Source organism: Piscinibacter gummiphilus (assembly GCF_032681285.1).
Classification (GTDB): domain Bacteria; phylum Pseudomonadota; class Gammaproteobacteria; order Burkholderiales; family Burkholderiaceae_C; genus Rhizobacter; species Rhizobacter gummiphilus_A.
Genome location: NZ_CP136336.1, coordinates 2,404,898 through 2,419,585, shown reverse-complemented (window position 1 = coordinate 2,419,585; position 14,688 = coordinate 2,404,898). Strand labels below are relative to the sequence as shown.

11 protein-coding genes are annotated in these 14,688 nt (G+C 70.4%); 7 read left to right on the top strand and 4 right to left on the bottom strand.

Annotated features, from left to right (window positions below):
* Positions 1-3 precede the first annotated feature (3 nt).
* Positions 4-1,638, top strand: a complete 1,635-nt coding sequence (groL, locus tag RXV79_RS11330) for a chaperonin GroEL (RefSeq protein ID WP_316703525.1) — start codon at positions 4-6, stop codon at positions 1,636-1,638.
* Positions 1,639-1,654: 16 nt separating this feature from the next.
* On the opposite strand, the gene RXV79_RS11325 is transcribed toward groL, so the two are convergent.
* Entirely contained in the window at positions 1,655-3,241 is a 1,587-nt protein-coding gene (locus tag RXV79_RS11325) for a diguanylate cyclase domain-containing protein (RefSeq protein WP_316703524.1), read from the bottom strand.
* Positions 3,242-3,467: 226 nt separating this feature from the next.
* Between RXV79_RS11325 and RXV79_RS11320 the strand changes: the two genes are divergently transcribed.
* A complete protein-coding gene (locus RXV79_RS11320; protein WP_316703523.1) occupies positions 3,468-3,926 on the top strand; it encodes a host attachment protein in 459 nt (152 codons plus the stop codon).
* Here the strand turns inward: RXV79_RS11320 and RXV79_RS11315 are convergent.
* The 3 genes from RXV79_RS11315 to RXV79_RS11305 form a co-directional block, all read right to left on the bottom strand.
* Positions 3,853-5,295, bottom strand: a complete 1,443-nt coding sequence (locus RXV79_RS11315; RefSeq protein WP_316703522.1) for a phenylacetate--CoA ligase family protein — start codon at positions 5,293-5,295, stop codon at positions 3,853-3,855. The genes RXV79_RS11320 and RXV79_RS11315 overlap by 74 nt on opposite strands.
* 24 nt (positions 5,296-5,319) lie before the next feature.
* Positions 5,320-5,832 (bottom strand): CBS domain-containing protein, encoded by a 513-nt coding sequence (locus tag RXV79_RS11310; RefSeq protein WP_316703521.1) that lies wholly within the window; start codon positions 5,830-5,832, stop codon positions 5,320-5,322.
* Positions 5,833-5,901: 69 nt separating this feature from the next.
* On the bottom strand, positions 5,902-7,626 hold the full coding sequence (locus RXV79_RS11305; RefSeq protein ID WP_316703520.1) for a sensor histidine kinase: 1,725 nt from the start codon (positions 7,624-7,626) through the stop codon (positions 5,902-5,904).
* A 437-nt stretch (positions 7,627-8,063) separates the two neighbouring features.
* Between RXV79_RS11305 and RXV79_RS11300 the strand changes: the two genes are divergently transcribed.
* Genes RXV79_RS11300 through RXV79_RS11280 form a run of 5 tightly spaced genes read left to right on the top strand, consistent with a single transcriptional unit; the run spans position 8,064 to position 14,682 of the window.
* A complete protein-coding gene (locus RXV79_RS11300; protein ID WP_316703519.1) occupies positions 8,064-8,519 on the top strand; it encodes a universal stress protein in 456 nt (151 codons plus the stop codon).
* A gap of 17 nt (positions 8,520-8,536) precedes the next feature.
* Positions 8,537-9,187, top strand: a complete 651-nt coding sequence (locus tag RXV79_RS11295; RefSeq protein ID WP_316703518.1) for a BON domain-containing protein — start codon at positions 8,537-8,539, stop codon at positions 9,185-9,187.
* 42 nt (positions 9,188-9,229) lie between these two features.
* Entirely contained in the window at positions 9,230-11,695 is a 2,466-nt protein-coding gene (locus tag RXV79_RS11290; RefSeq protein WP_316703517.1) for an OmcA/MtrC family decaheme c-type cytochrome, read from the top strand.
* 15 nt (positions 11,696-11,710) lie between these two features.
* Complete coding sequence (locus RXV79_RS11285) at positions 11,711-12,661, top strand: DmsE family decaheme c-type cytochrome (RefSeq protein ID WP_316703516.1); 951 nt, start codon at positions 11,711-11,713, stop codon at positions 12,659-12,661.
* Positions 12,658-14,682, top strand: a complete 2,025-nt coding sequence (locus RXV79_RS11280) for an MtrB/PioB family decaheme-associated outer membrane protein (protein WP_316703515.1) — start codon at positions 12,658-12,660, stop codon at positions 14,680-14,682. Before RXV79_RS11285 ends, RXV79_RS11280 begins: the two co-directional genes overlap by 4 nt.
* Positions 14,683-14,688 lie beyond the last annotated feature (6 nt).

Below are 14,688 nucleotides of genomic sequence, written 5' to 3'. Positions count from 1 at the left end.
ACCATGAGCGCCAAGCAACTGATCTTCAGCGACCAGGCCCACGAGAAGATCCGCCGCGGCGTCGATGCCCTGGCCGATGCGGTGAAGGTCACGCTCGGCCCGCGCGGGCGCACCGTGCTGCTGGAGCGCGAGTTCGGCCCACCGCAGATCGTGAACTCGGGCGTGGTCGTCGCGAAGTCGGTCGAGCTGGAAGACCGGTTCGAGAACATGGGCGCGCAGCTGCTGCGCGAAGTGGCGGCGCGCACAAGCGAGATGGCCGGTGACGGCACCACCACCGCCACCGTGCTCGCCCACGGGATGATCGAGGAAGGCCTCAAGTACCTCGCCGCCGGCATGAACCCGATGGACCTCAAGCGCGGCATCGACCAGGCCATCGAGGTGGTGGTCGGCCAGCTGAAGGCGATGGCGCAACCCTGCACCGGCGCGCAGGAGATCGCCCACGTGGCGAGCATCTCGGCCAACAACGACCGCTCCATCGGCGAGCTGGTGGCCAAGGCGATGGACAAGGTCGGCCGCGAAGGCGCCATCTCCATCGAAGACGGCTCGGGCATTGCCAGCGAACTCGAGACGGTCGAGGGCCTGCAGTTCGACCGTGGCTACCAGTCGGCCTACTTCATCAATGATGCCGAGCGCCAGGCGGTGGTGCTGCAAGACGCCGCCATCGTGCTGTGCGACCAGCGCCTCTCGAGCGTGAAGGAAATGGTGCCGCTGCTCGAATGGGCGGCCAAGGCGGGCACGCCGCTGCTCGTGATCGCCGAAGACATCGACAACGAGGCGCTGGCCACGCTCGTGCTCAACAGCATCCGCGGCGTGGTGAAGACCTGCGCCGTCAAGTCGCCCGGCTTCGGCGACCGCCGCAAGGCGATGCTGCAGGACATCGCGCTCGTCACCGGCGCGCAGGTGATCTCGCCCGAGCTCGGCCTGAGCCTCGAGAAAGCGACCTTCGAGCACCTCGGGCACGCACGCCGCGTCGAAGTCGACAAGGACTCGACCACGCTCATCGGCGGTGCGGGTGACCGCAAGGCGATTGCCGAGCGCATCGCCGCGCTGAAGAAGGAGCGCGAATCGATCACGAGCGATTACGACCGCGAGAAGCTCGACGAGCGCATCGCCAAGCTCTCGGGTGGCGTGGCCGTCATCAAGGTGGGCGCGGCCACCGAGACCGAGATGAAGGAACGCAAGCTTCGGGTGGAAGACGCGCTGCATGCCACCCGCGCCGCGGTGGAAGAAGGCATCGTGCCGGGCGGCGGCATCGCGCTCCTGCGCGCCCGCAAGGCGCTCGCGGCGCTCGACCTGGCCACGCTCGACCAGCAGTCGGGTGTGAAGATCGTGATGCGTGCCGTCGAGGAGCCGCTGCGGCGCATCGTCAGCAACGCAGCCGACGAGCCTTCCATCGTGCTGCACCGCGTGGACGAAAGCCCCGAGCGCAGCTTCGGCTACAACGCCGCGACGCGCGAATACGGAGACATGCTGGCGATGGGCGTGATCGACCCGGCCAAGGTGACACGCCTGGCGCTGCAGAACGCCGGCTCGATCGCGAGCCTCGTGCTCACCACCGACTGCATGATCGCAAGCGCGCCCCGCCGCGACGCCGCCGGTGCCACGGCCGCCGCGGGCGAGGCACCGGCGATGTTCTGATGCGCGGCAGGCCTTGTCAGCGCGCGCTGGCCGAGGCCTCGCGCACGTAGCGGCGCAGCGCCGGCAGGTCGGGGATCTCGATGTTGCGGCGGTTGCCCGACGCGAAGCGGATCAGGCGCCCTCGCTCCAGCGCCGCCATCGCGCGGCTCACCGATTCGAGCCGCAGGCCCACATGCCCACCGATCTCGGCGCGTGTGGTGGGCAGGGTGATGTGGTCGTTGCGCATGCCGCAGTGGTCGAGGTCGTCGGCCCAGCGGCAGAGGAACGCGGCCACGCGGCCATCGGCCGGCAGGCTGTGCATGGTGACGACCGCCTCGCGCTCGCGTGCGCTCTGGCGTGCCATCGCGGCATGCATCGCCCCGAGCAGCGCGGGGTTTCGCACGCCGGCCAGGATCAGCGCGTCGTAGCGCACGGTCCACACCTCGCCGGTGTCGGCCGCGACCGCACTGCAGCCGTGGCGGCCATCCGCGAGGCCGTCGAAGCCCAGCCAGTCGCCCTTGAAGACCATGCTGCTCAGTTCCTCGTGCCCTTCGGCGGTGACGCTCATGAGCTTGCACAGCCCGAAGCGCAGGATGTGCAGGTCCCTGAACTTGTCACCCGCGCGGTACAGGGTGTCGCCCGCCCGCAGGCGGCGGCTGAACATGGGCACCTTGCCTTCGAGCAGGCGAAGGGCATCGATGGCCGCGGCCTCGCCAGCCGTCGGTTTCACCACGACCGGCGCTTCGTGTTCGCGCATGGCCCAGCGGTAGCGGTCACCACCGTCGCGCTTGGCCTGGTACATCGCGCCATCGGCGGTCTGCAGCAGGCTCTCGGCGCTGCGGCCTCCCTCGGGGAAGCGGCAGGCGCCCAGGCTCAGGCGCAGCGCGCGGTCGCTGCTGGCAGACGGCTGGCGGCCCGCTTCGACGATGGCGCTCATCACCCGGTCGGTGTCGCCCGCATCGCGCAGCAGCAGCGCGAATTCGTCGCCGCCCCAGCGCGCCACCGTATCGGCCTCGCGCACGCAGCCGGTGAGGCGCTGCGCCATGTCTTTCAGCGCCTCGTCTCCGGCCGCGTGGCCGTGGCGGTCGTTGATGGCCTTGAAGCCATCGAGATCGACCATCGCCACGGTGAACGATTCGCCGGTGCGCTCGGCCTGTGCGATGGCCCGCTCGAGGCGGTCCGTGAAGAGCAGGCGGTTGGGCAGGCCGGTCAACGCATCGTGCGTGGCCTGGTGCTGGAGAAGGTCCTGCAGCTCCAGCCGCTCGCTGACGTTGCGGCCGCACGAGAGGTAGTGGGCAATGCGGCCCGCCTCGTCGAACAAGGGGCGGATGGTCTTCTCCTCGTGGAAGAGGCTGCCATCGCGGCGGCGGTTGACCAGCACGCCGTGGAACTCGTGGCCCGCGTGCAGGGTGCTCCACATGTCGCGGTAGAACGCATCGGATTGCACGCCCGACTTCACGATGGCCGGGGTGCGCCCGATCGCCTCGAGCTCGCCGAAGCCGCTCATCGCCTCGAAGGCGGGGTTGACGTATTCGATGGTGCCTTCGGGGCTGGTGATGTAGGCGGAATCACCACTGCTCTCCAGCAGCCAGCTGGCCCGTTCGACGATGCTGTCCTTGCCCATTTCGATGCTCCTGGCGGTGCCGTTGAGGATTCGCAACCACTGTAGGCAGCCCGGTGGCGTGGAGAAATCCACAAACGATGCAAACGCGTGTACCGGCAAACGGGTATTCATCCGGCGGCTTGACGTGCGTCAAGGGCTGAGCGCACCGGCCGCCGATTGACTTCGCGCAAGGTGCACGCCCACGGCGTTCCTAGAGTCGATGCGGTAGCCAACCTGGAGAAGCCCGATGAAAGCCGAACTCACGCTGGTGGCCAACGCCAGCGAAGCTCACCTCTTCGCCCGCGAGTCGCGGCATGACCCGCTGATGCCGCTGGCCCTGATGAAACACACCGAAAGCCGGGCACGCGCCTCGGAGCTCGAGCCCGACCGCGCCGGCCACGGCAGCAGCGACCGCCATCCGGGCGGCGTGGCGTTTGCACCCCGCATGAGCCGCAAGCGCAAGGAGCACCTGCAGTTCGCCGACGAGGTGGCGCGTCGCATCGACGCCGAACTCGGCAGCGGCCGTTATGGCAGCGTGGTCCTGTTCGCGTCGTGCCCCTTCCTGGGCGAGCTGAGATCCCAGCTCAGCCCCGCGGCCAAGCGCTCGCTGAAGGCCTCGGTCGACCTCGACCTCACGTCGTTTGGAGTCGACGAGCTGGAGCGACGTGTGGCGGATGCCTTGCATCGCCACGAATCGGCGCACTGAGCGCCACCACGCGCTGGATTTTTCCGCCGGGCCCGAGGTGGCGGCACGGCCCGGTGCTAAGGGCGACGCGCACGCCCGAGGCGCCCACGCGTTGCAGGAAGCCCGCGAGCACCTGGGGCGCGCGGTCCGCCGGCGCGGGCGATGTCTGCGCACCATCGCCGACCAGGATCTCCAGCTCGGCCGGCCCCCGCTGCACCACCTGGAAGTCGACCAGGCCCGCCTCTTCTTCGAGCACCGTGCACACCGCCAGCGGCAGCACGCTCACATGCCGCCCTTTCGACGCGAGGTGCAGCGTGTCGTCGCGCCGGCCCTGCACGTCGACCAGCGGCAGCGGCGATCCGCACGCGCAACGCTCGGCATGGATCGCGATGCGGTCGCCGAGGTCGTAGCGGATCAGGGGCTGCACGCGGTTGGCCAGGTGGGTGAGCAGCGTGGTGGCGCCGAGCTGGCCGTCGGGCACCGGCTGCCCGTGCTCGTCGACCGATTCGAGGATCGCCCAGTCGCTGTTGAGGTGGAGGCGGCCGCAGCGGCACTGCGAGGCCAGCACCAGGAACTCGGACGCCCCGTAGCTCTCGACCACCGTGCAGCCGAACGCCTCCTCCACATGCCGCCGCATCGCCTGTGACAGCGACTCACCCCCCATCCACACCTCGCGCGGCGGCGACTTGAGGCGGCCTGCGCGGTACTCCTCGGCGAGCAGCAGCGCCGCGCTCGGGTAGGTGGCGAGGATGGTCGGGGCGAAGGCGTTGAGCTGAGCCACCAGCTCGGCCGTCGGCTGGAGGAACGACAGGTCGCAGAAGTGGCCGGCCAGTGCGGGGTTGAGGCCTCGCAAGCGGCGGATCGAGGCGATGCCCGCGAAGTGCCCGTTCGTCGCGCCGACGAACACGATGCGCTCGCCGGTGAACCATGGGTCGACGAGGCGGCGGGCCGACCACGGCCGGCGTTGGGCTTCCAGCGCGTCGTAGACGGCCATCGCCATGTCGTCCTGCACGAACACACCGGGCTCGCCCGAGCTGCCCGAACTCTGCCAGGCCATGTAGCCGTGCGGGCCGGGTTCGCCGATGCGATTGCCGTCGGCCATGAAGCGCTGCAACTCGGCCAGCCGCAGGCGCGGATCGGTGACCCATTCGTCGAACTGCGCCATGAGATCGCGTTTGCGGGTGACCGGCAGATCGTGCAGGCCGGCATGCTGCGGGTCGATGCCGTCGAGGAGGCGCCGATACAAGGGCGAGTTCGCTTTCGCATGCGCCAGCAAGCTGCGCAGCCGCGTCGTCCGCAATTCGGCGATGGCCTCGGGGCCGCCCAGTGGCGCCGCCATCACCTGCCCTGCGATGGCACCCCACAGCCAAGGGTCGATGGAAGGCCACATGCCCACGCCCGCTGCGCCGGCGCGTCAAGCGCCCGGCATGCCCGGCGTGCCGTAGGGCAGGAACACCGGCCGGCGCTGCCCGATGCGCGCCTGGCGCTGCGTGGCCTCGCGCGCCATGCCCTGGCGCATCGTCATGGCCAGCCCTGCCAGCTGGGCGACGAGTGATTCCAGCACGTCGTCGAGCGACACGATGCCGGTGATCTCGCCGTGCTGACCGGTCACCAGCAGCCGGCGCACGCCGTGCTTGTTCATCGTGGAGATGGCGTCGGCCAGGTCGGTGTCGCCACGCACCGAGACGAGCGTGCGGCACGCCACGTCGCCGGCTGTCAGCCCGTCGTATGAGAGACGGCGCCCCAGCACCTCGACGACCAGGTCGCGGTCGGTCAGCATCCCGATCGCCCGCTCGCCTTCACCGTCGCCCGTGGTCACCACCAGCGCGCCGACGTGGTGCTCGCGCATCTGCACCGCGGCGTCGGCCACCGGCGTGCCGCAATCGATCGCCAGCACGTCCTGGCGGGAAATGTCTGCAATGCTCATGGGCGACCCTTTCGTCGAACTGCCGGCACCCGAGCATGCGCCCCGCGGGATCGGTGCTCATGACAAAGATCAATGAATAGACCCGCTCGCCGGATCCAGGGGCACGCGCATCGTGGCATCGGTGCCGCCACCATCGATCGAACGAATCTCGAACGAGCCCCCTAGGTGGGCCAGGCGCTCTTTCACGGCGAATAGCCCCATCCCGCCCTCGCTGGCCAGAGGTATCCCGATGCCGCGCCCGCCGTCCTGCACATGGATGGCCAGCGTTCGTCCGTCGTCCTCGACCAGCAGGGCCACCGACGCCTCCTGCGCCTGCGCATGCTTGGCCACGTTGATCAGCAGCTCGCGCACGCACCGGAAGACCACCGACGCCACTTCGGCGGAGAGCGGCTTCGGTTCGCCGTCGTCCTGGATCTCGATGTCGAGCTGGTAGTCGCTCGCGAGTTGCTGCGCCAGCCACTCGAGCGCAGGCACCAGGCCCAACTCGTAGAGCACGGGCGGCGAGAGCTGCGCAGCGAGCGACCGCGTCGACTGGTCGGCCCGGCTCACGAGCCCGGCCAGCTCCGCAGCGGTGCGGGCGACGTCCGGGTCGGCATGGGCCTGGAGCCTCGCCAGGCGGATCATGGCGGCCGACAGCGTCTGCGCCAGCTCGTCGTGCAGGTCACGCGCGATCTGCTGCCGCTCACGGATCTCCGCCGCTTCCAGCTCCGCGGCGATGTGACGCGCATGCTCGGCGAGCTGGTCGCGCTCGCGCGTGGCCGTGGCCGCAAGCTGCAAGGCGGTGGCCAGCGTGGCGATCTCGGTGATGCCCGACGCCTCGGGCTGCGGCACCGCGCCTGGGCGGCCGAGTGCGATGTCGTCCGCGGTGGCCGCCAGCCGCTTGATCGGCACGGTAATGCGCCGGCTGAGCACCACCGCCACGGCGCCGGCCAGCCCCAGGCCCGACAGCCCGATGAAGGCCGAGGCCCACAGCGCGCGACGCATCGGGTGTTCCACCTCGGATGCAAGCACGCCGATCCCGACGATCCAGCCGCTGTCCGGCAGGCGTCGATACGCTGCGTAGACGGTGTCGCCTTCGAGGGTGGTGGTCCGGGAGAAGCCCTCCGGGGCGGACGTCACCGCATCGATGTAGTCCTGGCGGGCCCGCTGGCCCATCCAGCGCGCGTTCTCGCGATTGCGCGCAATGATGAGGAAGTCGGAGCCGACGATCGCCGCCGTGGCCGACTTGAAGTACTGGTCGGCCGGCGCCAGGATCTTGTGGAAGCTCGCGGGCTGCACCGCCGCGCCGACGAGGTAGACGGTCTTCCCATCGCGCAGGCGCGGCACGACGACCGCCACGTTGGGCAGGCCCGCGTACCGCCCAATGATGAGGCCCGACGACACGGCCGGCTTGCCGCTCAGCAGCGCCTGCCTCACATGCGGGCGGTCGCCGATGTCCGGAAGCGGTGAACCCGGCGGCGCGAGAAGGTTCATGAGCTGGTGGCCCTGGGCATCGGCGAGCCACACGCTCAGCCAGGGCATCTGCCCCATCGAGGCCCGGGCCTCCTCGCGGAAGCCCGGGATGTCTCCCGCCTCGAGCCGGGGCGACGTGGCCAGCACGCCCAGGGCAGAGATGTTGCGGGCCAGTTCATGCTCGACTGCGGTGGCGAGGGAGCGCGAGGTGTCGACCAGGCTGGCCTCCACGGCGGCCCGCTTCCGCCGCGCATCGCCGACCGATTCCACGGTGGTCAGCACGGCGAGCGGCAACACGGCGCCGACGACAAGGGTCAGCAGGTAGGTACGCAGGGGGCGCATCGGGCCTCTCGGAGCCAGCACAAGCCATTGGGCAGCGGTGCTCCTCGCATCGGCTTGCGCCAGGTCAAAGCCAGGACTTGATGGAACGCAATGCACCGGATGCCGCGGCGTCCACAGTGAAGACGGTTCGCCACCGGCAGCCCGCCGGGCCGCCACCCCAGCACTGAAGGGAAACGCCATGCCCCATCACGCACACCCGGGCCCCGTCGGATGAGGGCCGGCCGCATGCTCAGTTGGGTGCTGCTCGCAGGGGGCCTGCTCGTGCTGGCCCTGCTCGTGGCCTGGGCGGTCGTGCTGTTCCTGGCCTATCGCGATTGAGCGTGCACGCCGCGTTCAGTGCGAATTCTCAAAACGCCGCGCAGCGGCATCGAAAGAATCGATCTGCCCTTGCCGAGGCCTGGCGGGGCCCACCGCTGGTTGGCCGCGAGGACGTTCACATGTACGACAAGATCCTGGTTCCCATCGATGGCAGCGCGACCTCCACGCGCGGCCTGAACGAGGCGATCGACCTCGCCCGGCAGCTCAAGTCGCAGCTCGTGCTGCTGACCGTGGTGGACGACTTCCCGATGACGGTGGAGATGGCCTCGGTCTCGGCCTTCAACGAAACCCGGGCGATCCTGGTCGAGCACGGCAAGAAGGTGCTCGAAGAAGGCCGCACGACCGTGAGCAACGCCGGCCTGGCCTGCGAGACGGTGCTGAGCGAGGTGATGTCGCAGCGGCCCGCCGATTCGATCGTGCAGGAAGCAGCGAAGCGTGCCTGCAACCTGATCGTGATGGGCACGCACGGCCGGCGTGGCTTCAACCGCATGGCGCTGGGAAGCGACGCCGAACTCGTGTTGCGCCAGGCGCCGGTGCCCGTGCTGCTGGTGCGCAGCCCCACCCCCAGGCCCTGAACCGGAAGGAGCTGATCGTGAAGACAGATGCAGACCTCAAGAGAGACGTGACCGCCGAGCTCGCCTGGGACCCGGCCATCGACGCGACGCACATCGGCGTGGCCGTCAACGACGGCGTGGTGACGCTCAGCGGACACCTGGAAACCTTTGCCGAGAAGCACGCCGCGACCCGCGCTGCCCAGCGCGTGGCCGGGGTGCGGGCGGTGGCGCTCGAACTCGATGTGCGGCTCTCGCCCAGCCACCGGCGCAGCGACACCGACATCGCCACGAGCGCCGAGCATGCGTTGCGCTGGAACACGCTGGTGCCGGTCGATGCCGTCCACCCGACGGTCGACACCGGCTGGGTCACGCTGCGCGGCGAGGTGGATTGGGACTACCAGCGCCGCGCCGCCGAGAAGGCGGTTCGCCCGCTGGTGGGCGTGGTCGGCGTGAGCAACGACATCACGCTGCGTGCCAAGGTCAAGGTCGACAACCTCGCGCAGCGCATCCAGGACGCCCTCACCCGCCAGGCGGTGCGCGAAGCCCGCAAGATCAAGGTGGCGGTGGAGGACGGAACGGTCAGGCTCAGCGGCAACGTGCACTCGTGGCAGGAGCGCGAAGCGGTGCAGGGCGTGGCCTGGTCGGCCCCGGGGGTGCGGGCGGTGGTCAACGAGCTGAGCGTCGGCTGAGCCGCGCCGCCGCACACGCCGCGCTCAACGGGCCGCCCCATCATGGAATCTCGGCACTTGCAGGCGCGCATCGACGTCGTGTTCCAGGCACTGTGGCGATCGGGCCTGCTGGCCGCGATCCTGCTGCTTGGCGCCTGCGGCAGCGGGGGCGATGCCGAACCCGAGCCGGCCACGCCCGTGGGCGAGCTGATCGCAGCAGCAGCGGCCGACCCCGCCAACGACACCGCCGCCCATCCAGCGGCAGCCTTCACCGTGCCGCAGTCGGCCGGCGTGGTGGCGGTGCAATTCGGCAGCGCACCGCGGGTCAACTTCACCGTCATCTCCGATGGAGCGGTGAAGCGTGGCCTGAGCCTGTCGAACGTGAGCGCGATCATCGCGAAGCTCGTGCCGGCAAGCGGCGGCGAACCCGCGCATTGGGTCAGCTACACATCGTCCATCGAGACGGCCACCGCGGGTGTCGGCCCGGGTGGCGTGCCGGCCGTGGCCAGCGCGCCGCAGGCCACGATGGACCCGAAGCAGACCGACGCCGCTCTGCGCGCCGCGCAACTCACGTACCACGACGAGGGCTACTACACCTACACCTTCCGCACCGACATCACCGACCCCACGCAGACCCGCGGCGTGAGTTTCGAGCCCACGCGCACGCACCGCGTGTCGCTGCAGCTCTCTTATGTGAATGCGGCAGGCGACACGGTGCGCGTGAACCCGTCGTTCGATTTCACCGTCGACGCGCAGGGCCGCGCCGTCGCGGTGACCGACCCTTCGCTCACCCGCCGCATGAGCGACACGGGCTCGTGCAACGCCTGCCACGAGCGGCTGAGCGCCCACGGTGGCGGGCGAGTCGACACGACCTTCTGCGTCACCTGCCACAACCCCGGCACCACCGACGCCAACAGCGGCCACACGCTCGACATGGCCACGATGACGCACAAGATCCACGCCGGCCGCCGCCTCAAGGCGCTGCTCGACGCCAACGCCGGAGGCGAAGACTATGTGCTCTGGGGCTACCGCGATGAACCCCAGCACTACGCCGAGGTGGGCTACCCGCAAGACCTGCGCAACTGCAGCAAGTGCCACAGCGCCGCTTCCCCGTCCACGCCGCAGGGTGACCTGTGGAAGACGGTCGTGAGCAAGGGCGCATGCCTGACCTGCCATGCGAGCGGCACCGGCTCGGCCTGGCGGGCGAGCCACAGTGTCTTCAACGGCGGCGCCGACCCCACCACCATGCCCAACGCGCAGTGCGGTGCCTGCCACCTCACAGGCTCCAACCTCGACACCGCACGGGTGCACTGGAACCAGAACGAGGACAACGCATCACGCTACCGGATGCACATCGAGAGCGCCGCCTACGACCCCGGCACCCGCCAGGTGACCGTGCGCTACCACCTCTCGGACCCGACCGCCGGCGATGCCGCCTACGAGCTCGTGACCGGCGACTGCACCGGAAGCGGCAGCACCCTCGCCTGCCCCACGAGCGCAAAGTTCGGCAACTTGCGCTTCTACCTCGCCTACCAGAACCTGCCAGGCCAGCCGACCGGCATCACCGACTTCTCGGCCTACAACAACGGCGGCAACACCGCACAGGTGTACGCCTACCGCGGCGACAACGACGGCCACAACCACTACACCGTGCGCATCGCCGTGCCGCCCGACACCGCCACCGCGGTGGCGGCGGGCAGCGCCCGCGTGGTCAGCATCGGCCAGGTGAAGGAGCAGAAGCTGCAGGCCAAGTGGGCCACCGACCCGCGGCCCGAGGTGACGCCGCGCGAACTCGTCAACGTGGTGGTGCAGCACACCCACGCCGACCTCGCGCTGAGCGGCCCGCTGGTGCCCCGCCGCACCATCGTCTCGAACGAAAAGTGCAACGCCTGCCACGCCGCGCTCGGCACGACCTCGGGCTCGAACACTCTGGCCGAGGCCTTCCACAGCGGCGCGCGCAACACGGTCGAGTCATGCGCCGTGTGCCACGACGCGAACCGCGCCTCGAGCACCGTGATGACCAACGGACTGGCGCTCCAGGAGTCGTATCAGTTCCAGCGCATGATCCACGGCATCCACGGCAACTCGCGGCGCACCCACCCGTACACGCACGGCAACCGCGTGGTCGATGCATTCGCGAAAGACGGCAGCTCGCTCACCGGCGGCGTGCCCCTTGCCGCCGACGTGCAGAACTACGCGGCCGAGGTCGCCTGGAGCGGCATCGGCATCGACTGCAACGCCTGCCATGTGAACGGCTCCCACCGTGTCGACTGGGGGCAACTCGGTGCGGTGGTGTCCAAGCCGGCCGGTGTGACCGACCCGCTGCAGTGGCTCGTGATCTCGCCCAAGGCCGCGTCGTGCACCGCGTGCCACGACTCCACCCAGGCGCGGGCGCACGTGTCGGCCTACGGCGGCGCCTCGTTCGGCACGCAGAGCCAGGCCTGGTCGCTTCGCCACACCGAGATCTGCGCCGACTGCCACGGCAGCGGTGGCGTGATGGGCGTGGACCGCGTGCATAGCCAGCGCTAGCCGGCGGCAAGCGCCATGAGAGCCGCCGTTCTCCTCGCCTGGTGCTTGTGGGGATGCGGCGTGGCGACGGCAGTGTGCGCGGCCGATGAAGCCCAGGACCCGTCGGCGTCGTGCGTGCGCTGCCACGCTCCGCTCGGCCAGCCCGACCTGAAGCAAGGCGCCCACACCGTGCACCGGGAGGCGCGTGGATCGGGCTGCACGAGCTGCCACGGCCCAAGCGTCTCGCATGCCAACAAGCCGCCTGGCGCTGCACGACGCGCGCCGCCAGACCGGCAGTTCGGTGGGTCAACGCCGCCCGCCGAGCAAAGCGGCGTGTGCCTCGCCTGCCACCGCGGCAACAGCCGGCATGCCCTCTGGCCCGGCAGTGCGCACGAGACCGCGAACGTGGCCTGCACCGACTGCCACCGCCTCCACGCGGCCGAAGATGCGGTGCTCACCCGCCAGGCCGAACCGCAGGCCTGCGCGGGCTGCCACCGCGAGCAGCAGGCGAAGTTCCGCAAGGCCTTCCGCCACCCGCTGCCCGAGGGCGCGATGGGTTGCTCCGACTGCCACGCGGTGCACGGCTCGGCGGGGCCGAAGCTCGTGCGCCGCGACAGCACCAACGCCACCTGCCACGGCTGCCATGCCGACAAGCGCGGCCCCTTCGTGCAGCCGCACGAGCCGGTGATGGACGACTGCGCCACCTGCCACGACCCGCACGGCAGCAGCGTGACCGGCATGCTGCGCGTGCGCATGCCGCTCTTGTGCCAGCAGTGCCACACGCCGCACGTGGCGGGCGGCGTGGGCGCACTCGGCGGGCAACGCGGCGTCTACACGCCGGCCGTGCCGGGCGGCACGCCGCTCGTCACCGGGCAGTCGAACGGCAAGAACGTGGTGACGATGTGGCAGGGCCGCAGCTGCATGAACTGCCACGTGCAGATCCACGGCAGCAACAACCCGGCGGCCGGGCCGCTGCTGCTGCGATGAGCCGGCTGCTGCGCGCAGGCGTGATCGCGCTGCTGGCGATCGACGGCCAGGCCGTGCATGCCGATGACGACCCCCAAACGAGCGCGAGCGTGCAGGCCAGCGGTGGCACGCTGCAGCAGCAACGTGAGGTCGAGCTCGGCGCCACGCAGCCGGGCGACTGGAAGGCGATGCTGCGGCTGCGCGACGCCACGCGACAGCCGCCCTTGCAACGCCTGAGCAGCCCGGTGGTGAACGGTGGCACGACCCAACCGCAGGTCTCGACTGCGCCCGACCTGCAGGAAGTCGACCTGCACATCCGCCGCACCGAACTCGGCCTGCATCTCGACAAGGCGATCAGCTCGCGCCTGCGCCTCGACCTCGACCTCTCGCACGGGCGCCGCACCGGCAACCGGCTCACCGGCCGCGGCGTCAGCTGCCCCACGAGCGCCGATGGCGGATGCGCACCCCCCGGCGCGGGCGAAAGCGGCTGGGCGGTGCTGCTGCTGCCCGAGCCGCTGCACGACGAGCACACGCAGCTCGAAGCGCGCCTGGCCTATGCCGGGCCGCAGTGGCAGTTGTCGGGCGGCTACCACGGCTCGTACTTCCGCAACCTGCACGACACGCTCGTGCCCTCGGTGCCCGCCGCGCTCTACAACGCCACCGGCACGCTCGTGCCGCTCGCCGCGGGCCTGCAGTCGCAACTGCAGCAGCCCATCGCACTGCCCCCCGACAGCAACGCGCACCACCTCGACCTCACCGGCAGCTACGCGTTCAACCGCCACACCCGCGTGGCCGCAAAGCTCGCGCGCGAGCAGGTCACACAACGCCAGTCGTTCGCCGACGCGGGGCTCCCTGGCGCACCCGCAGGCGTGACCGATCTCGGCGGCGAGACGGTCACCACCCACCTGCTGGTGAGGCTCACCTCGCGGCCGCTGCCACGCCTCTCGATCAACGGCGAGCTGAGCCGGCGCGAGCGCGACGACCGCACACCGCTCGCCGCCTATCACGTGGAAGGCGCCACGCAGTTCACCAACCGCCGCCTGCCGCACCAGACCGACCGTGCCCGCGTGCAGGCGCTCTACCAGCTCGACCGCACGCGGCAAGGTTCGCTGTCGCTCGAGCATGAAGCCATCGACCGCGGCGTCTTCACTTCCACGGCGGCCATCGCCGGCACCACCGCGCTGCGCCAGCACACGCGCGAGACCACGCTGCGCGCAAGCGCGCGGCAGCAGGTGGACGACGGCCTAGGCGCCGCGCTCACGCTGCTGCACGCGCGGCGCAGCGGCTCCAATTGGCTGCGCGACAACAGCGGCGCAGGCGTCACCGAGGTCACCAACCCCGCCGACCCGTCGACCGGTTTCGCCACCGGCATCTTCATGCCCACGCTGGCCGACCGAGACCGCGACGAAGTGCAGCTCTCGACCGACTGGCAGGCCGACAGCCGCCTGCACCTGAGCGTGTCGGCCCGCGCAGGGCGCGACCGCTACAGCTCGCCCAGCCCCTACGGGCTGCACGGCGCCAACACACGCTGGATCGGGCTCGACGTCGACTACGCATTGCCGGCGAACTGGCGGCTCGATGCCAACGTGTCGCACGCCACCCAGCGCCTGCCGCAGTCGCGGCCCTCGGCCGCCGCCATCGTGTTCGACAACCGCAGCACGCAGGCCGGCGTCGGCCTCACCGGGCAGCCGCACGAGCGGCTGCAGATCGGCGCGGCGCTCTCGTTCGCCGACGACCTGAGCCGCTACCGGCAGACGCTCGACACCACCGCAGGCCTCGGCGACGCCGAGCTGCTCGCCGCAAGCGGCGGCCTGCCCGACGTGCGGCTGCGGCAGCGCACGCTGGCGCTCTTCGCACGCGGCAAGGCCGGCGAGCAGGCGCACTGGCGGCTCGACCTGCGCTACAGCCACACCCGCTGGAACGACTGGGCATACGGCTGCGCCAACATCTCCTTCCCCTATGCCGACGGCAGCAGGTTGCTTGCTGCACCGCGGCAAGAAGCCGCTTCCATCGGTCTTCGCTATACCCTGCCCTGGCGCTGAACGGCG